This is a genomic window from Ruminococcus flavefaciens ATCC 19208 (genome assembly GCF_000518765.1).
In the GTDB taxonomy this organism is placed as follows: domain Bacteria; phylum Bacillota; class Clostridia; order Oscillospirales; family Ruminococcaceae; genus Ruminococcus; species Ruminococcus flavefaciens.
Window position 1 is genome coordinate 124,401 of record NZ_KI912489.1, and the last position, 19,616, is coordinate 144,016.

16 protein-coding genes are annotated in these 19,616 nt (G+C 43.4%); 11 read left to right on the forward strand and 5 right to left on the reverse strand.

The features are described from left to right. Window positions 1–32 precede the first annotated feature (32 nt). Both L870_RS0107365 and L870_RS0107370 read right to left on the reverse strand, forming a co-directional pair. Window positions 33–1,094, reverse strand: coding sequence for a sensor histidine kinase (locus L870_RS0107365; protein WP_028517602.1), 1,062 nt, complete (start codon window positions 1,092–1,094; stop codon window positions 33–35). A 36-nt stretch (window positions 1,095–1,130) separates the two neighbouring features. Then, a complete protein-coding gene (locus L870_RS0107370) occupies window positions 1,131–3,476 on the reverse strand; it encodes a glycogen/starch/alpha-glucan phosphorylase (protein ID WP_080676378.1) in 2,346 nt (781 codons plus the stop codon). Window positions 3,477–3,818: 342 nt separating this feature from the next. On the opposite strand from L870_RS0107370, the gene L870_RS0107375 reads away from it, so the two are divergent. From L870_RS0107375 to L870_RS18485, 9 genes are all read left to right on the forward strand, one after another. Continuing rightward, the gene (locus L870_RS0107375) at window positions 3,819–5,327 is read left to right on the forward strand and encodes a hypothetical protein (protein WP_028517604.1); all 1,509 of its coding nucleotides are present in this window, start codon (window positions 3,819–3,821) and stop codon (window positions 5,325–5,327) included. Continuing rightward, complete coding sequence (locus L870_RS0107380) at window positions 5,320–6,639, forward strand: hypothetical protein (RefSeq protein WP_028517605.1); 1,320 nt, start codon at window positions 5,320–5,322, stop codon at window positions 6,637–6,639. The genes L870_RS0107375 and L870_RS0107380 overlap by 8 nt, the downstream gene beginning before the upstream one ends. A 109-nt stretch (window positions 6,640–6,748) precedes the next feature. Further along, window positions 6,749–8,071, forward strand: a complete 1,323-nt coding sequence (locus tag L870_RS0107385; protein ID WP_028517606.1) for a hypothetical protein — start codon at window positions 6,749–6,751, stop codon at window positions 8,069–8,071. Between the two features lie 144 nt (window positions 8,072–8,215). After that, window positions 8,216–8,671, forward strand: coding sequence for a hypothetical protein (locus L870_RS0107390; RefSeq protein WP_028517607.1), 456 nt, complete (start codon window positions 8,216–8,218; stop codon window positions 8,669–8,671). Window positions 8,672–8,683: 12 nt separating this feature from the next. After that, window positions 8,684–9,166 carry a hypothetical protein gene (locus L870_RS0107395; protein WP_028517608.1) on the forward strand — a complete coding sequence of 161 codons (483 nt, stop codon included), beginning with the start codon at window positions 8,684–8,686 and terminating at the stop codon, window positions 9,164–9,166. 12 nt (window positions 9,167–9,178) lie between these two features. Then, window positions 9,179–10,090, forward strand: coding sequence for a hypothetical protein (locus tag L870_RS0107400; RefSeq protein ID WP_028517609.1), 912 nt, complete (start codon window positions 9,179–9,181; stop codon window positions 10,088–10,090). A 249-nt stretch (window positions 10,091–10,339) separates the two neighbouring features. Then, complete coding sequence (locus L870_RS0107405) at window positions 10,340–12,211, forward strand: PLAT/LH2 domain-containing protein (protein ID WP_028517610.1); 1,872 nt, start codon at window positions 10,340–10,342, stop codon at window positions 12,209–12,211. A gap of 242 nt (window positions 12,212–12,453) precedes the next feature. After that, the gene (locus L870_RS0107410; RefSeq protein ID WP_028517611.1) at window positions 12,454–13,536 is read left to right on the forward strand and encodes a hypothetical protein; all 1,083 of its coding nucleotides are present in this window, start codon (window positions 12,454–12,456) and stop codon (window positions 13,534–13,536) included. An 84-nt stretch (window positions 13,537–13,620) separates the two neighbouring features. Then, window positions 13,621–14,094, forward strand: coding sequence for a DUF2726 domain-containing protein (locus L870_RS18485; protein WP_051411459.1), 474 nt, complete (start codon window positions 13,621–13,623; stop codon window positions 14,092–14,094). Between the two features lie 78 nt (window positions 14,095–14,172). On the opposite strand, the gene L870_RS0107420 is transcribed toward L870_RS18485, so the two are convergent. The 3 genes from L870_RS0107420 to L870_RS0107430 form a co-directional block, all read right to left on the reverse strand. Next, window positions 14,173–14,817 carry a CDP-alcohol phosphatidyltransferase family protein gene (locus L870_RS0107420; RefSeq protein WP_028517612.1) on the reverse strand — a complete coding sequence of 215 codons (645 nt, stop codon included), beginning with the start codon at window positions 14,815–14,817 and terminating at the stop codon, window positions 14,173–14,175. Window positions 14,818–14,922: 105 nt separating this feature from the next. Then, window positions 14,923–17,112: a polyphosphate kinase 1 gene (gene ppk1 / locus L870_RS16970; RefSeq protein ID WP_080676379.1), complete on the reverse strand. Its 2,190-nt coding sequence runs from the start codon at window positions 17,110–17,112 to the stop codon at window positions 14,923–14,925. Between the two features lie 53 nt (window positions 17,113–17,165). Beyond that, on the reverse strand, window positions 17,166–18,086 hold the full coding sequence (locus L870_RS0107430) for a uridine kinase family protein (protein ID WP_028517613.1): 921 nt from the start codon (window positions 18,084–18,086) through the stop codon (window positions 17,166–17,168). Between the two features lie 563 nt (window positions 18,087–18,649). Here L870_RS0107430 and L870_RS0107435 point away from each other — a divergent pair. Both L870_RS0107435 and L870_RS16975 read left to right on the forward strand, forming a co-directional pair. Further along, window positions 18,650–19,030, forward strand: coding sequence for a hypothetical protein (locus L870_RS0107435; RefSeq protein ID WP_028517614.1), 381 nt, complete (start codon window positions 18,650–18,652; stop codon window positions 19,028–19,030). Window positions 19,031–19,123: 93 nt separating this feature from the next. Further along, the gene (locus L870_RS16975; protein WP_028517615.1) at window positions 19,124–19,606 is read left to right on the forward strand and encodes a transposase; all 483 of its coding nucleotides are present in this window, start codon (window positions 19,124–19,126) and stop codon (window positions 19,604–19,606) included. Window positions 19,607–19,616: the final 10 nt, after the last annotated feature.

Sequence of the window (19,616 nt, forward strand, 5' to 3'; positions counted from 1 at the left end):
ATGGGATAATGAATCGCTTAGTGTGACTTTTATCAGGATTTAGGCAGAGACATGAATATCTTAAAGCCTTCGGCAGAAGGCGTAAATGATATTCTGCCTTTAAGAGCGGCAGCGCGGTCGGACATATTTTTCAGACCTATGCCGCTTTCTTTTATTTCAGTACAGCAGCCGTTGTCCTCCAGCATGAGCTGATAGAACGCAGGGTGCTCACGTATAATGATGTTAATTCTATCCCCGTTTGAATGTTTTACGGCATTGGAAAGTCCTTCCTTTACAACGCCAATTATGCACAGCTTGATATTTCCTGCGATATTTTCGCTTACATCGCAGTCCAGTGTGACCCTGAACCTGTTATCCACTGTGCTTATACTGTCCTCTATGACCTTTTTAAGGTCTATAGAGTCATCATGAAGGTCGTGAACGCTTTCGCGTATGCTTGTCATGGCACTGTCAAGAGTAGTTTTAAGGCTTTCCAGCGGTTCTTTCAGCTGTTCGTCCTTGTTTATTACTATGAGAGCGCCCGACTGAAGAAGTGAGCGTGTGAGCATATGTCCCACATTGTCGTGGATCTCACGGGCGATGCGGTTTCGCTCTTTCATGGTGGCAAGGTGTATCTCATTGTCCTGAGCGGCAGCAAGGCGCAGATTCTGTTCCGCAAGCTGTCGGTTCTTTCCTGCGACTTCATCGCGGAGAGAAGTGAGGACGGATACAGTTTCTTCAAGATTTGAAACTCGTTTGTAGATTATTATAGTAACCGCAAAGGCAGCACCTGTGAGTATGAGCTGTTCTGCGCTTAGCGTATTAAGCTTTGTCAGTACAGTTACAGCAGGAGTTATGAGCCACCATTTTTTCTCCCACAGTGCGTCATACAGCAGCAAAGGGAGTGAACACAGCATAAGCGGAAAAACTCCGCACAGCAGTGAGCATGAAGCTATGAGGACAGACGCGATGACAGAGCCTGTCATAAGCTGTACAGCAGCTGATACTGTAAGAGTTGCCAGTGCAACGATAACAGGAGCTGTAAAGCTGTCGGACATAACAATGCTCATAAGGCATATAAGGAGTATAGCCAGCTTGTCAATAAGTCGGTTCAAATGTCCACCGCCCTTCGTGAAAGCGAAATAAATGTCTTATTTGATGTTCCAGATATTTTCTGCGTAATCAGCGATAGTTCTGTCAGAGCTGAATTTGCCCGCATTGCACATATTGAGCCACTGCTTTCTTGCAAAGGCAAGGCGGTCAGAGCGGTAGTCGCTTATGCAGCGGAGCTTTGTCTCAACATAGCTCCTCATATCGCCGAGAAGGTAGTAATGGTCGGGAGCGTGCCAGCTTGCACCGTCAAGGAGAGCAGTGTAAAGCTCGCGGAAATCGCCGCTGCCGCCGTCGGAAACGCTTCCGTCGATAAGTGAGGATACTACCTTTCTTACCATAGCATCGTCAGCGAATATCTTTCTGCTGTCGTATTCGGGCACTATCTTTTCGAGATCCTCGACTTTTGCGCCGAAGATATAGTTATTTTCCTCGCCTGCCTCCTGTACTATCTCGATGTTAGCACCGTCGTAAGTACCGAGAGTCACAGCACCGTTGAGCATGAGCTTCATATTGCCTGTGCCGCTTGCTTCTGTACCTGCTGTGGATATCTGCTCTGAGATATCAGCGCCTGCAACAAGCTTTTCAGCGTAGGAAACATTGTAATTCTGTACGAATATTACCTTAATAAGGTCGCGTGTATCAGGGTCAGATGAAACTATCCTGCCCACCTCGTTGATGAATTTGATAATAGCCTTTGCACGGCGGTATCCGGGAGCAGACTTAGCTCCGAAGATAAAAGCAGTAGGAGTAAAGTCTGTGATGCTGCCGTCCTTTATGCCGTAGTATATCCATAGTATGGAGAAAGCATTGAGGAGCTGTCTCTTATACTCATGGAGGCGCTTTATCTGTATATCGAATACGAAATTCGGGTCTGTGTCGATACTATCGTGAGCCTTTATGAAGTCGGCAAGCTGTTTTTTCTTGCCCTGCTTTATGTCGATGAAGCGGCGGAGCACATTCTCGTCATCTGCGTATTTAGCAAGCTCTTTGAGCTTATCAAGGTCTTTTATCCAGCTGTTATCGCCGATAAGTTCGGTAATGAGCGCGGAGAGCTCCTTATTGCAGAGAGCTATCCAGCGGCGCTGAGTTATGCCGTTTGTCTCGTTGCGGAAACGCTCGGGATAAAGGCTGAACCAATCCGCAAGCACAGAGTCCTTGAGTATCTGAGTGTGTATCTCAGCAACTCCGTTTATATGGCTCGAAGCATAGCAAGCCATGTCAGCCATGTGGATAAGGCTGCCCTTTATTATCTTTATGCGGTTTATCTTGTCCTTAGGCACATTAGCGGCGTACATATCCGCAATGAGAGCCTCGTTTATCTGGATTATTATAGCGTAGATACGCGGCAGAAGCTCTTCAACGAGATCGGTGCGCCATTTTTCCAGAGCCTCCTGCATTACGGTATGGTTTGTATAATTGAATATCCTCTTAGCCATATCAAGGGCAGTTTCAAAGGTATAGCCCTCGTTGTCCACCAGCTGGCGGATAAGCTCGGGGATAGATATAACAGGATGAGTATCGTTGAGCTGTACTGAGATATAGTCAGCAAGGTTATCGAGAGTTCCGAAGCGAGCCTTGTGCTTCCTGATTATATCTGTAAGAGAAGCGCAGCTGAAGAAGTACTGCTGTTTAAGGCGGAGCTTCTTGCCCTCGTCGGTATCATCGTTAGGATAGAGTACGCGGGAGATGTCCTCGGCGTATATCTTTTCCTTAGAAGCTTCGAGGTAGTCCTGATTATTGAAAATGTCGAAATCAAATTCCTTTACAGGCTCAGCCTGCCAGAGTCTGAGAGTCCCCACATTTTCGGTACCAAAGCCGAAAACAGGCATATCATAAGGCACAGCCTTTACGGTCTGACCGTTGTATTCGATAAGGACAGTGTCTTCGTCGCAGCGTACAGACCACGGATCGCCGTATTTAGTCCAGTCGTCGATGTCCTCTTTCTGAAAGCCGTCCACGATAGACTGCTTGAAGAGACCGTATTTATAGCGGATACCGTATCCGTCAAGGGGCAGGCTCAGAGTTGCGGCACTGTCGAGGAAGCAGGCAGCAAGTCTGCCGAGACCGCCGTTGCCGAGAGCAGCGTCCTCGATATCCTCGAGAGCTGAAAGTTCAAGACCAAGCTCTGCGAAAGCCTTTTCCACATCGTCATAGATGCCGAGTACAAGGAGATTATTGAATACAGCGCGTCCTACGAGAAATTCCATTGAGAGATACGCAGCGCGGCGTTTTGAGAGGTGCTGCTGACGGCTTTCGTTCCAGCGTTCAGAGAACATTTCCATAACGGTCTTGCCGAGAGCATCATGGAGCTGCTGCGGAGAAGCTGACTTTATATCTTTAGGAAGCCTTCCGCTGAACTTTTCAATAAACACATTTCGATCCATTTTTAAAACCCCTTTCAATGTACAAAAATATATTATCGTTTTATTATAACACAAATAAGGCAATATTGCAAATCTATGAGAAATTAATGGTAAAATTCCAGATAAATCATAAATAAGACCTCGTGAAATGGCGGTGATTTGGGATAAATGATGAAGTCCCGACACATTTCGCAAAAATAAGTCTTAATATACAAAAATTCTTGACATTGCGGAATATTGCCTGTAAAATAGAAATTGACGAATTTTGTCGATGAATATATTTTTTTATTTTAACATAAAATTTATCGTCTTTTCCAACCTTGAAATACACTTATTTATATAAACCATCAAGGGGGTATAAGTATGAAAAAAATAATAAGTATAATTGCAGCAGCCGCACTGACATTGAGCTGTTTTTCGTGCAGCGAGGATAAAAAGAAAAAGGAAAAGCCTGAGGAAAAGCCTGTAAACATTGAGGACGGCGTAAACGAGCCTGCCCTTGACGAGCCTGTAAAGACCGAATACAAAGAGTTTTCGGAGGACAGCTTCAATACTGTTGAGGTAAAACTGAATATTACCGACAAAGAGCCGCCGCTGACAATGCATCAGCTGAATACTTCGCAGATAGATTTCGGCAGCGTAATACCGCCCTGCAAAGATGAGAAGTACCGTGACAGGTACAGAACAGACAGATCCGATTATGAAGATGAGGAATACCGGAAATTTATCACAGAGCAATGGGAAAAGAGCTGTACAGAGCCGAAGAAAGGCGATATATATTGCAGCTGTATTGAAGGGAATACCTTTTATATCGAGGTCGAATATGACACGACCTGTCTCGGTCATCATGAGTCTGCCATATTCCGCGTTGACGGGCTTACAGGCAATAAGGAGGAGGTATTCCGCCATTCAGACCCCGAAAACAGCCTTATTATCTGGCAGCTTTACAGTATAAACGGCGTACTTTACGTGCTCACAAGGGAGAAAGGTCTTTACTATCTTGACGAGGAAAAGAAAGAGCTTGTAAACATTCTTGAGGCTGAGGAAAGCCAGAAATACAGCGCATATGTTATGGGCAATTCCGCAGGCAGGCTGCTGGTAAGGGAGTCCATAAACCATACAGAGGACGTTCCAAAAGATTACAAAACTGAAAGCGGACAGTATACTTATTCAGATGATGGCGAGAATTATTATATAATAACAGGCAGTGATGTCAAAGTAAAGGAATACGATTTCGGCAGCAAGACATGGAAAGAACTATATTCCGCATTTGCGGATTATGATCCGAATGTATATGGTTCAATTTCAGCCAGCAAGGAATGTCCGTTTATCTACGGCGAGCTTTTCGCATGGAAGGAAAAGCCCGAAAACTCCCGTAAATATGACGTATGTACCGAGAGCTATAAGGTCTCCACAGGACTTACGGGCTGTGATATACTCTATGCAAGCGATAAAAAGCTTGTTTTAAGACAGGGCAGCAAAGCGTCAAGCTCAGAAACTTCATTTGTCCATGTGTTCGACCTTGAAAGCTCCACACATTATATAATCGACTACAGCGGTCTTGGCGCAGACAACTGCAAGTATGCAAAGGACGGTATAGTTGTATATCCCTCAGTCGGTTCAGGCAAGGTATATTACATCATGCCCGAAATAGGACTTACCTTTGACCTTGCCTCATTTGACTCGACATATGATGAATATGCATTGGATATGTGGCTGTCCCTTTATGACAGCTATGATAACAGCCTTTGGTTCGATATCAACATCAAAAAGGACGAGCGTGAAGTCACGGAAGAACCGGGCGTTATATATAAAGAATACGATTACGATCAGGTAAAAGTATGGTTCACACAGGAGGAAAAAAATGAATAAGCGGATAATTCTGGGTATAGCGGCAGTTCTTGCGCTATCGTCAGTGCTGACAGCCTGTGATGACAAGGAAAAGCCCGAGCCGAAGCCAAAGGATACCACAGTAAACGAAGACACAGGCGATACGCTCGTTACCGAGCCTGTTTACCGTGAGTACAGCGAAGAAGATTTCAAAACTATCACAGTAACGCTTAATTATCCCGATAAAGAGCCTCCTGTAGATGTCAGCAGCATTGACATAAGCGGACTTGACTTCGGCACAAAGCTGCCTGTATGCAATACTGAAGAGAATGCAAAGAACTATTATGAAGATATGTTCAGTTTAAGTCATATCGAATACAACTGGGAAAACCTTATAAATGAAGAAGCGGAAGGTATTGCAAGCAGCTGCTGTATGTATGACGGAAAGTGCTATATAGTTGTGGAATATAAGAGCTTTCTGACGAGCAATTTTGATTTCTCACTGTTCTGCTATGATGAAAAAAGCGGTAAGAATGAAGAGGTATACAGCTGGTCGTCAAAGGATATAAACGAGGATTACACAGATCAGCCGATGATATTTGACGATAAGCTTTTCTATGAGATCAGAAACAGCAGCGACAATAGTAATAAGGTTTTCGCCTATGACCTTAACACAGGCGATGTAAAGACGGTATACGAGGAGAAAGAGTCTGATGTTTACGTATATTTCGATCATGACAGCATGGACTATCCTTGTTTGCAGCTTATAAATAATGGCGGTGAGCAGATAGATTATCTGTACTATGACGAAACAGATGAAAGCTTTGTAGGTGATAAGACAAACGACATTAGCGGAAAGATAATTTCAACCAGATATTTCGGCGGAGTTCAGTATTATATCGTGAAGTCCGATGGCAAGCGCAAGCTTGACATGATATGCCAATATTACCATGTATCGCTGTCATACACAGGGGGAACAATAATCTATGCCGATGATAAGAAATTCCTGATAAAAAACGAAGGCAGTATCCATATGTACGACCTTGAAAAAATGGAGCATTACATACTTGACGTAACAGGCATGGGAACCGAGTGTACATACTGCAGCGGAATGTTGTTCACAGGCAACTGGTACGAAAAATATAAAATGCCTGTATATTGCATTATTCCCGAGTTGGGCATTGCATATGCCATAACTGATGATGACTTATACTGCGGACTAAAGACCGCTGGCGATACTGTAACATTCAATTCATGCATTGAATATAAGAAAGAATTAAAAGACGAAACGAGCGGCGGCATAGCATATAGTATGGACAAGATGTCCGAAGTATATACCGTCACAGCGAAATAGTATTATAGGGGCGTATAGCACTGCATATAGCATTGCTGACTAAATCAAAGATTTGGAGCACTGCTTAATTATCCGTCCGAATGATACGTAAAATAAAGGTGGCATCAGTATGAAAAAGATAATTAGTATAATCGCAGCAGCCGCACTGACAGTAAGCTGTTTTTCGTGCAGTGATGATGAAAAGAAAAAGGAAGAGCCCAAGCCAACGGATACGGCAGTCAATGAAGATACAGGCGATACACTCGTTACCGAGCCTGTTTACCGTGAGTACAGCGAAGAAGATTTCAGGACGGTGGAGGTATCCCTTACAAATTACGACAAAGAGCCGCCCGTAGATATCAGTTTTGTGGATATAAGCGGACTTGATTTCGGCGAAAAAGTCCCCATATGCAATAAAGCGGAGAATGTTCAGGGCTATTACAGCAGCGGATACAGTATGCTGGAAGACGATGAGGAACACGATTGGTTCTCATATACGGATAATGCAGAAAAAGGCGTGGCGACTAATTGCTGTACATATGATGGCAAATTCTATATAGTCGTTGAGTATAAGCCAATTTTTCACGGAAGATATGATTTTTCTCTTTTCAGATATGATGAAAGCAGCGGTAAAACCGAGGAGTTATACAGCTGGTCGTCAAGTGATATAAACGACAGTTACGTTGAAACACCTGTTTTGGCAAACGGAAAAATGTTCTATGCGGTATTTGATCTCGAAGATTATAGTGAAACGGCGTATTCCTATGATCTTATTTCAGGCGATGTAAAGATCATTTACGAAAACAGCGGCTCTGACGAAGTTGCAAGGGTATGTTATGACAACATTGGCTGTCCTTCGATGATCGTGTACAGTAAAGAAGACTATATTAAGGATACAATGCGTTATGATGCAGACACAGAAAGCTTTATCAGCGTTAAGGCTGATGATATGGGCGGCGATGTAGTCACAAGCAATGTTTTCAGCGGAGTACCCTTTTATCTTGTAAAGCCCGATGATACGGCCTATCTTGATATGGTAAGTGAGTATTACCGCGTGTCACTTTCATATCCCGGCGGAGTTATAATTTACGGTGACGATAAGATGTTTATTGTCAAGAATTATACGCTTATCCATATGTATGACCTGGAAAAAATGGAGCATTACATACTTGATGTGCATGATATGGGCGATATTGCAGTCTACAGCGGAGGATTTTTGTTCCTCGGCAGTATGTACAGAGATCACAAAATACCTTTTTACTGTATAAAACCTGAGTTCGGTATCGTATACACCATAGCTGAGGGCATTGATTGCAACAGAATATCGGTAGTTGACGATAAAGTCGTATTCAATTCTCTGATAGACGAGATAAAAGATATAGAGTTAAAAAGCAGCTATGTATCCTATGGCTCAAATAAAATAGAAAAGGCATACGCTGTAACCATAAAATAACGTAATGAAATGAACAAGCCCCGATGCAAAGCATCGGGGCTTAACAGTCTTATTTAATGCGGACTCAGTAAACGACATGAAAAAAGGACTTTACATTTTTATCATTGTGCGGTATAATACCATTATAGTGAAGGGAGAAATATTATGAAAAAAATTTTCTGCGGTCTTTCTGCCGCAGCTTTGATACTTTGCTGTATTGCTTCATGCGGTAGCCATACAGTATCAAATGACGGCGTAACGGTTTCCGCTGTTTCTGTCAACAACAGGTCTGCTGTTGATATCGCAAAAGAAATAACAGGAAAATGGGAAACTACCATAGAGCTTCTCAACGATGAAGAGGTAAAGCCTGTTTACAGACGCTATGAATTCCTTGAGGACGGCAGCGGTACTTATTATGAGCCTGACGGCAATTCCCAGCAGGTAAGCTGGTCGGTGACCTCTGACGGCGGAATGAAGCTCGTCTATGATGATGAAGGCGAAAAATTTGAATTATACGATTTTATAGGCTGCGATATGGTAACAACGCTGGATACGCCAAACGGAAAAAACGAGCTCCACATCGCAAAAGTCCCCGTATTCACAATAGATGAAAAGAAATAAAGGAGGCTAAATATGAAAAGAATGATGACCTTTGTTCTGTCGGCTGTCATGCTTCTTTTATGCTCAGTAAGCTGCGGAGAAAAGTACGATCCTAAGTACTGCGGCAAATGGGAAGCCGATTATATGTATGTTGACGGCGAAAAAACAACGGATATGCTGGGTATGCCTCTCTCTGCACTGTTCAGATATGAAATAAAGGACGGAGGCAAGGCAAACTGGGTATCAGCTATAGACAACGATGTAATACAGTACGGAAAAAATACTGACATAACATGGAAAGAAACAGAGCCAAACATAATACAGCTCAGAGTTGTAGACCTTGAAGGAAAAGAAGCTGATCAGACCATGAACCTGCATTACCGCGACGGCTTGCTTGCTATCGAGGAGGACGGAACTGCTATATACCTGAAAAAAGTTGACGAATTCACACCAATCGACACAGACGCACTCAACGCTGCCGCAAGTGCTATACAGAACTTCGGCATTAATCAGTAATAAGGAGCAGATATGAAAAAAATCATTTGTTTTTGTCTTGCAGCCGCTATGTTTTCAGGCTGTATATCCGGCTGCAGCAGCAAAAAGAAGAAAAACACTTCCGGAAGCGGAACTACAGAAAGCAGCACAGCAGCTGAAATAACTACCGCTTCGGATAATTCCGCAAAGCCCTTCCTCGGCAAATGGGAATCATACAAAGCAACTGTATTCGGTGAGACATATGAGACTGAATACGCAGGATTTCCTCTCAGCGCCGTAGCTCAGCTGGAAGTTTACGACGATCTTACGGCTGATATGATAATTTCCCTAAATCCCCGCGGAAAAGCAAGGACTTATGATTACACATGGGAAATCACCGAAGATGACGAGCTTTGGCTGAAAAGTCCCGATGACGGCTATTTCTGCCGCATAGAACAGGGACAGATGATAATGAGATATGCCGATGACGACGGTACTGAGATATTCCTCATGCCTGTAAGCGAGTTTACAAATAACGAGACTCCTACGGAAGCAGGTCTGAGTAATTCCGATTACAAGGATTTCATGGGCAAATGGGAAGCAGCAGAGGTAAAGACCGACGGCGAGACCTACACGGAAAAGCTTGGCGAATATCCGATAAATGTGGCTTTCCGCCTTGAGCTCTTCGATGACAATACTTCTGTAATGTCTATAATAGGCGACCCTATCTCATATGAATGGTCTCCCGATAAAAAGGGTGAGATGTATATGTGGAGCGATTATGAGGGCTTCAGCATAAAACTTGAAAACGATACCCTTATCGTTGACGACGAGGCAAATCTCAGAGTCAAATTCAAAAAGGTCGATAAATTCGAGGATTTTGACTTCTCATCAGTGGCTGACCAGATACCAGAAGAGGATATTATCCTCAATCCCGAAGAGGAAGAAGAAACCACAACAGAATAATATCAAAGACGATGCTTTAACGTGCATCGTCTTTTTTTGCATCAACATAGATAAGTTTTATAAATTCATTCAACTTTGTTATATGAAACAAGTGACATTTGTCACTTGTAAAATGACAAACGACATCTTTTCAAGCTCATGTGAACGTGATATAATCACATCATAACACAAATGGAAAACAGTTCAGTGCACGGAACTCGATCATGACATCTTATTTATTATTTTTTATTTATTAAGGAGGAATATACTATGCCAGGTTTTTATTTTGGAATAGGAGCTTCGACAAATGCTAAGGAGAATGAGAAAAATAAGATACCGGGTCCGCTTTTTGGATTACTCGCTACATCAAGAGTTACGGAGAACTATGGATTGATAATCACTGCTTCAAGTTCTGATGCTCCATCAGAAGAAGTAACAAGAAGAACAGCCAACAGAAATCATGTCGCAGAAATGTTCAAGAGAAACAAGATCACCCCGTCATTTGCAGTGAACTATACCTACTCTCAATTGAAATCTGCTGTTGAAACTCTTGCAGGCAAAGCAAAGTCCAACAACACAAGCTATATCTACATAAACTGTCACGGAAACCCGGACGGTCTTGCAATCTTTCTCAACGGAAAAGAAACAGGTCATTTATCATATTCTGAACTGAAAACATGGTTAGATAAGATTCCCGGAAAAAGGGTATTGATGATAGAATCGTGTCATTCAGGAGCAGCAATTCAAAATCCGTATGCAGGAACTACTGTTTTTAAAGCTCCTAATTATTATGTTATAGCAGCCTGCCACCCTGAAAGCTCGGCATGGGGAGGAGAAAACGGAGGTATTATTACAAATGACTGGTGCAAAGGCGCAGGCTATGATTATCGTTATCCCAATTCTAAAAACAGACCTGCTGATACAAATAATGACGGATATGTGTCTGTGACCGATCTTTGTGATTATACCGAAAGAAAATACAATAGTATCGAATACCAGAATGATATGTGTTATCCCGAAAAATCATATTTTCCTGTTTTCGGTGATACTGCCATCAATGCAAATTTAAATTATTACATAGTTGAGATCAGAACAGCAGATGAAAAAGACGCAGGTACTGATGCGGATATTTCGATCAATATTCACGGTGATAAGGACGAAACAGGATTTATCTCACTTGATACGGTAAACCATGATGATTTTGAAAGAGGCTCGACAAAATCCTATCTCATCAGTACATTCAAAGATATCGGTACGATACAGAGCTTTACAATAAAAAGCGATAACAAAGGAAAAGATCCCGGATTTAAATTAGAGCGCGTCAAAATAACAGATGCAACAAATAACAAGGTATATCCTGCAATATCCTGCAATCAGTGGCTGCAGTCGGGACATCTGTCTCATCAGTTTTTCTTGAATATGAGCAGTCACAGGTATTATATAACGCTGACAATGAGCGATGTGGACGGAGCAGGAACAGATGCAGATATCAATGTAATGCTTCATGGTTCAAAAGGAAACAGTTCATACTATTCTCTTGATACTGAGAACTATGATGATTTTGAAAGAGGAACTACCAAACAATATGAGATCGCTGTAAATAAAGATATCGGAATTCTACAGGCTATCACCGTAAAATCTGATAATTCAGGTAAAGATCCTGCGATGAGTTTTAAACAGATAGTTGTCAAAGATGTATCGAATAAAAAGGTATATTATGCTGAATACGGCGGCTGGCTCAATTCCTCAAAGCCATCTGTTAAGCTTACCCTGACCAATAATAAATTTGTATATAATATAACTGCAAGAGTCGGCGATAAATCAGACGCAGGAACTAACGCAGATGTTGATATAAAGCTTTACGGTACAACAGGAGAAACTGATTTTGTAAGATTTCCCGATGATCCTAACCGTGATGACTTTGAAAGAAACAGCGACAACAAGGTCGTTGTTTCAACAACGCGCGATATCGGTATACTTCGGGGTATCGGCATCAGACATAATAATGCGGGCAAAGGTCCTGCTCTCTATATTTCCACTGTTACAATAAAAGAACAGAATACAGGCAATACATACAGATGCTACCTTAATAGCTGGATCGAAGGTAAATACAAAGAGGTAAAAGGCATTATAGCTAACTGATAAAAAATATTTTTATACAGGCAGGTACAAAAATTGTATCTGCCTGTTTTATTATTTTAGTACATTCGGAGTATTTCACCGTATAAGTGCATTTTATTCATGCATGATATTTGACATTGGTTTTCCATAATGTTATAATTATGTGGTGTGTTGTTTTGTGATTGTCAGTCACTTATGCTGACACAAAATTTTTTATGGGTAATGAAGCAATGTCCCATATACAGAATTGAGAGATTTGATATATGAAATACCGATTTTTTGCAGCTTTTATGGGCACGCTGGTCATAGCTTCCGCGCTGTCAGCCTGCTCAAACCATAATACCTCCGACTATGAGAAAAACAATGTCTCAGCCACAGAGGATACAGCTCCCGAAACAGTTGATACAGATGCGGAAGATAACACTTCTCCTGTGATATCCGCCGATATCGGTGCTCCATCAGAGGAATGTGCAGCAAACCGTCCCCAGATGCTTTTTTCTATGGACAGCGGCGACTGCGTATATTCGGCATTCAAGGACACCTCCGACGGCCCCGAAGAGGTATATTTCCTCGGCGGCAAAAATGGAAAGGCTGAGGAGCTTAAACTGCCTGAGGGAAGCGTTGTGCTTTATTCCGACGGCAAAAAGCTGTATTACTGCTCACCCGCTGACGGTATCTGTGAATACGACAACGGAAAAACAACTCCCCTTAATAAGGAAACAAAGTCCGAAAATACAGTTAAGAGAGAGAATTTCTTCTTCACCGATGACAGCATATATTTCGCAGTTTCAGGCGATAACGGTACAGAGATAAAGAGCATGGACTATTCGGGAAAGCTCTCGGACAAGGTATATTACACAGAACGCCGTAATGCCCGTATCGTAGGCTTTTATAACAATAAACTCATATGCTCGTATGATGTGGGAACAAACGGATATATCTGCACATTCGAAAGTGAAAAAAGCTCCACGGAGCTTAAAACAGGCAGCTCTCCCTATATTGTGGGAGATAAGGTCTATTTCATTGACTTCAACAGCCTTTGCTGTATGCCTCTTGGCGGCGGCGAAAAAGAAAGCGTCAGCGAAGAAAGATGCACGGATTTCTGCTTCTATGAGGACAAGCTCATTTTCACAGACGGCACTGACCTTTTCTCAGCAGAAAACGGAAAGACTGACCTTCTCCTCAAAGCGTCCGATATTGATGGCTGTGATTATATCTCAGGCGTCGGAATAACCGATAACAAGCTCTATGTATGCGGCAATTCGGGACCCTTCCGCAAGGTTATTGCCGAAACAGATGCAAACGGCAAGGTCACCGAAAAGATAACCGCAGGCATTGACAGATGAGCCCTTTCATAAGTGATCCGAAAAAACGCTTTTTCAACGGAAAACCGTTGAATATACAAATATATTTTTATCTTTTAAATAACAATGAGATTTGATGAATTTCTTGCACTGCTGGTTTTACTGCTCATTATTGCCGCGGCAATATGGCTCTACAGAAGGCTTCACAAGCCCGATATCACCAAGCTTTATAATGCCAAGACCATTCTCACCGACAGAGAATACGAGTTCTACAAGAGGCTGAAGCCCCTTGCTGACGAATACGGTCTCAGCATATTCACAAAGGTAAGACTTGCCGATCTTATCGAGCCTAAACCCAAAGCCGAAAATCCTTACTGGATGGAGTGCTTCAACAAAATAAAGTCCAAGCATATAGACTTTGCTCTTGCAGACGAGGATACCGTTATTGTTGCTCTTATCGAGCTTGATGACACCTCACATGATCGTCCCGACCGCATAGAGCGTGATGATTTCGTTAACGCTGTACTGGAAAATACAGGTTATGCTCTGCTGAGAACCTACGGTGAGCTTGATGTTATTGAAGAATATCTCAGTATGTAGCTGTTAATATTGAGCAGAAATGTAAGGGCGCATGACCGTGCCCTTTAATAATAAAAAGGACTGCATAAGCAGTCCTTTTTATCTTGTTTTGGTTTTATACAGCATCCAGATAAGCTCCAGAACGCCGATACCGATGAAGCACAGCATAGTTTTCATGCTTGGCTTCTTGACTTTGAATCGGGTGATGAAGGCAAGTGCGATAATAAAGAGCGCACCGCCGTATACCTCAGGGAACCAGTCTCTGCCGATATCCCTGTGGAAGCTGTAGAGCAGCGGCAGTATAAGTGCTACGCTTGTAACAGGCAGTCCCTCATAGACCTTGCGGTTTTCGGTGGTTTTTTTCTGCCTTTCTTCCTCGGCAACGTTGAAGTAAGCAAGTCTGATGACTGCGCAAAGCGGGAACATTACGAGAATGGGCAGGTCGCACCAGTCTCTCATGCCTACAGAATAGCCGATAACTGCGGGAAGCACTCCGAAGCAGATAGCGTCACACAGTGAATCTATCTGTATACCGAACTTTTTCTCGCTTTCGGTACGGTCTTTTTTGGTACGGGCGACCTTACCGTCAAACATATCACACAGACCCGACACCATAAGACAAATAATGGCATATTCGGGGTGAGGTCTCATACCGCTGTAGCCTGCTGCAAAGAACATACCTACTACAGACGAGATGAGGCTCATATATGTAAGAATAACCGTATAGTTATAATATCCAATCATTATCCAAACCTCAGAAATGAAAATTGCAATTAAAATCTAAAAATCATTATATCATAAAAACTGCAAAGTTTCAAGTATATTTTCTTATTTTCTCATGCAGGTATTTTATGGATTTTTTTTCTTTCTGCCTCTTTTTACGGGAGCTTTGGTCTCAGCCTTTTTTTCTGTTTGTTTTTTTGCGGCTGTTTTACGGGTCGCAGGCTTCTTTTTTGCACCCTTTTCACGGTTTATCTTCATCTGCTCCTGACGGGCAGACTTATCATCGAGGCGCCTGTAAGCCTCTTCGTAAAGATATTCCTGCGAATTGAAGGGAGTATCGGGATTTCTGCGCTCGTGTATATAATTGCCGTCGCTGAGCATGATGCGAGCCTTTGCGTTATCCTTCATAAGTATGCGGAACATCTCGCGGATACGCTTTCTGAGGCGTTCATCTTCAACAGGTGCGGCTACCTCAACACGGCGGACAGTGTTCCTGCTCATATAGTCGGCTGAACCGATATATATCTTCTGCTCGGGAGAATCCGTGCCGAATATGAAAATACGGCTGTGTTCGAGGAATCTTCCCACTATGCTGCGGACTGTGATATTCTCTGTATAGTCCTGTACGCCTGCGATAAGGCAGCATAGTCCGCGGATAACAAGCTCTATCTTTACGCCTGCCTGTGAAGCTTCAACAAGCTTGTTTATTATGACAGAGTCGTTGAGAGAGTTGACCTTTGCAGCTATATAGCCGTTTCCGCCGCTTTTTGCAATAGCTATCTGTTCGTCCATCATTGCCAGTACCTGAGGTCTGAGGGCAAGAGGAGACACAAGGAGCTTATTGGTCTTTTCTACGAAAGTACCGTTGATAAGTCCTGCAAATACAGCCTCTGCGTCCGCTGCGATGTCTCTGTCGGCTGTGAGCAGCATCAGGTCGGTATACAGTGCGGCAGTCTTTTCGTTGTAGTTGCCCGTGCCGATCTGTGTAACATAGTCGAAATTGCCGCCCTGAGCTTTTCTTGTAATGAGCAGCAGCTTTGAATGTGCTTTGAAGTCCTTAGGACCGTATATCACGTTTACTCCTGCTTCCTGAAGCTGCTTTGACCATTCGATATTGTTTTCCTCATCAAAACGGGCGCGAAGCTCTATCATTACAAGGACTTCCTTGCCGTTTTCGGCAGCTGTGCATAGTGCGTCTATGACCTTACTGCTTCGTGCAAGGCGGTAAAGAGTTATTTTTATGGAGGTTACCTTGGGGTCGTTGGCACTTTCCTGCAAAAGGCGTATAAAAGACAGATTCATGGACTCGAATGGATAGCTGAGAAGAATGTCCTTTGCCTTTACCTGTGCGAATACAGGTCTTGTATCGGAAAGAGCCGCAGGCTTGCGGGGGGTGCGCTGAGTGTAGTGCAGTCTCGGGTCGTCGTCGTATTCCTGCAATGTGAACAGGTAGGAAAGGTCGAGAGGAATGCGCGATGTGAATACACGGGCGTTTTTCAGCTTCAGCTTCTTGCAGAGATAATCCAGTGCATCGCGGCTGAAAACTCCCGACAGCTCAAGGCGCATAGGAGCAAGCTTTTTGCGCTTGTCTACAAGCTCTTCCATGCGTCTGCGGAACTCGGGACCTCTTCCCGAGGCTGTGATAGCTGCGCTTCGGGTAACTCTTATGAGTGCGCGGTCGATGACCTTGTAATTCTTGAACATGAGGTGAGCGAATTTGAGTATCACTTCCTCAGCCAGTATAAAGCGCTTGCCGTCTCTTCCGAGGTTTATTATACGCTCCGAGCGGTTGATAGTTGCAGGTATCAGACCGATGGATATGCCCTTTTTCGTGCCGAGCTGCACTACGGCGTATATCTCTTTGTTCTGCAAAAACGGGAACGGGAGAGCGTCATTGATGACAATGCCCGATACGAAGGGCTTCAGCTCGCGCTTGAAGTACAATTCGAGGAAAGACAGCTCTTCCTTTGTCATTTTGTCAAAGGAAACGTGCTCGTAGCCGTATTCCGCAAGCTCGCTCATGGTCGTGAGCAGAGCTCCCTCAACTGAGGGCTGTAATCTGCGTACAGCCGTGAATACAGCATCAAGCTGCTGAGCGGGAGTCATTCCTGTGAATTTGTCTGGCTTTGCTTTTTTATCCTTTGTTTTTTCTGTCAGAGAACCTACCCTTACCATGAAGAATTCGTCAAGGTTGCTCTGATATATTGCTGAAAAAGATATCCTTTCAAGCAGAGGCGTGTCGGGATCGACAGCTTCTTCAAGGACTCTTTTATTGAATTTGAGCCATGAAAGCTCCCTGTTTTCAAGATAATCCATATCTATCTCCAATCTTTGTCTGAGGTATAAGCTGATTGTTAACGGCTAAGGGCTCAGTATTTGAACTGTCCGTTGCCTATGAATTCGCAGATGAGTGAATCGGGAGTTATGTCCTTTTTGTCGATAGGCGTGAGAGCTTCGAGGATCTCTGCACATTCTCTTACCTCGGGAACGTCCATGAGCTCCTCAAGCTGACCGAGAAGGTCGCTGCGGTAAACAGAAAGCTCATAAGCCATGAAGGTATCCACATCATAGTCAGAGCGGTATTTATACGGCATTATGTACTTGTTCTCGCCTGCCTCCACGTTGTGGAACATATTCATTGTTTCACGGAGAGAGCGCTTGCGGAAGTTCCTGTCGCGTATCATACGGCGCATAAGACGTACTCTTGACGGGTGTAGAAGGATATTCTCGCTTGAGATACGTGTTCGGACACTGACATATATCTTGCTTATCATGCTGTCGGGAACTGTGATAACGGAGGGGTTGAGAGCGTGTATGCCCTCAAAGATAACTATTTCACCTTCGTTTCTCTTGAACATCTTTCCCGAGCCGCAGCGTGTTGAGGTCTTGAAATTGTACTTTGGCAGCTCTATTTCCTTGCAGGCGCTTATTGCCTCTATCTGCTGATTGAGGAGCTGACTGTCCACGCGGAGAGGCGATTCCAGATCCATTTTGCCCTCGGCAGCAAGGGCTTTTTCAGCCTCTGTCAGCGGACAGAACCAGTTATCCATAGAAAGGGTATGGGTCTCGTGTCCCATGTCGTCAAGGAGCTTTTCTATCATCATTGCCGTAGTTGTCTTGCCTGAGCCCGATGGTCCCGAAAGGAGTATTACAGGCTTTTCGTTATGGTTCTCGGCAATATCGTCTGCTATTTTCTTCAATTTATAGAGGTAATCCTCGTTTACTGCCCTTACGTATTCCTTAGGGTCTTTTTCTATTCCCTGATTTATTCTTGCAACTTCAATATTCATTAAGGGATCTCCTTTATTTTTTTATTTAAAAGAGCTTCTGCTCCTGCGTGTTTTTTATACAGTGCGCAGCCGCGTATTTCGGCATAATATCCGTATGAAGGTCAAAATTATTGTCCATAGTGTCATGACGGTAGTACATTTATAATATTATATCACATTTTTTGTATTATTTCAACCCATCAATTTGGTATTTTTAACGTTGTATTCAACAGACAGTTTATTTTTGCACGTAAAACATAACTTTTGCAGGCTCCCCCTCTTGACAAACAGTAAAAACTGTGATAATATTAGTTTACAATATTCCATAAAACGTAGATGAGGAAGGCTTTTCCGCGACCGATTCAGAGAGCAGCCGTTTGGTGCGAGGCTGCACGGGCAGGATATCACAGCACACCGCCTCTGAGTGCGCCCAATAAGCGTCGGGAGCTCCCGTTACAGAGCACTTGAGATACGGAGAAGGCTCCGTGTGAATCAGGGTGGAACCACGGTTATTATCGTCCCTTATACCTATTGGCAGGCATAAGGGGCTTTTTTGTTATCTTGACGCAGTCGGAGGTGAGAATGTGAGCAATATCAGGTACAACGAGCATGAGGAAGCATATGAGCTGCCGTATAAGATATGGGGCGAGATGATGACAGTCCGCTTTTATACCGAAAGCGAAGAGACTATAATCAGCAATCTCAAGGATATCGCAAAAAAGCTGGCTCAGCTTGACAGCGGCAAGGGTACGATAGCAGGCATGCTTATCGACGAAGGCTACTATGAAGGCGGTGCCGCGGACGCGCTTGCGAAAATACTGAAAATCAACAACGTCTATGTGGATATCGACGATGAGGATATCGTTGTTTGCTTCGATACGGGGACTGACGACGGATTTATGAAAGACTTCGTCCATGTGGAGCTCTTCGGCGAACTGTTCGAGATAACAGGCTGGGTCACATGAAATGGACAGACCTCAGCGGAAGGATATACGCCTCGATAATTACGATTATTCCCGCAGCGGCGCGTATTTCGTAACGATATGCACAAAAATAAAATGTGCATTTTCTGGGATAACAACGATAAATACCGCCCGATTTCGTCAAATATTGAGGCAACGGAAAAACAAAATGTAGGGGCGCACAGTGTGCGCCCGCAAATTAAAAATCACGATAAAAAGATACATTTGTCTGATATTGGAAAAACTGTAAAAGAAGGATTGAAAAATATTAATCACTATTATCCAATGGTAACGGTTGATAAATATGTGATAATGCCTAATCATATCCATGTAATTATTCGTATTGAAGCGGATAATGTGGGAATTGAAACAGGCGGGCGCACACTGTGCGCCCCTACATTATCGCTTATCATCAAAAATTTCAAAGAATTTGTTACAAAACAAATTGGTTTTTCCGTATGGCAAAGGTCGTTTTACGACCGTGTATTGCGGAATGAATGGGAATACCGCAATGCGTGGCAATACATCGAAAACAATCCCGAAAATTGGGAAAACGATGAATTATTCTGCAAGGAATAATTCATCATCG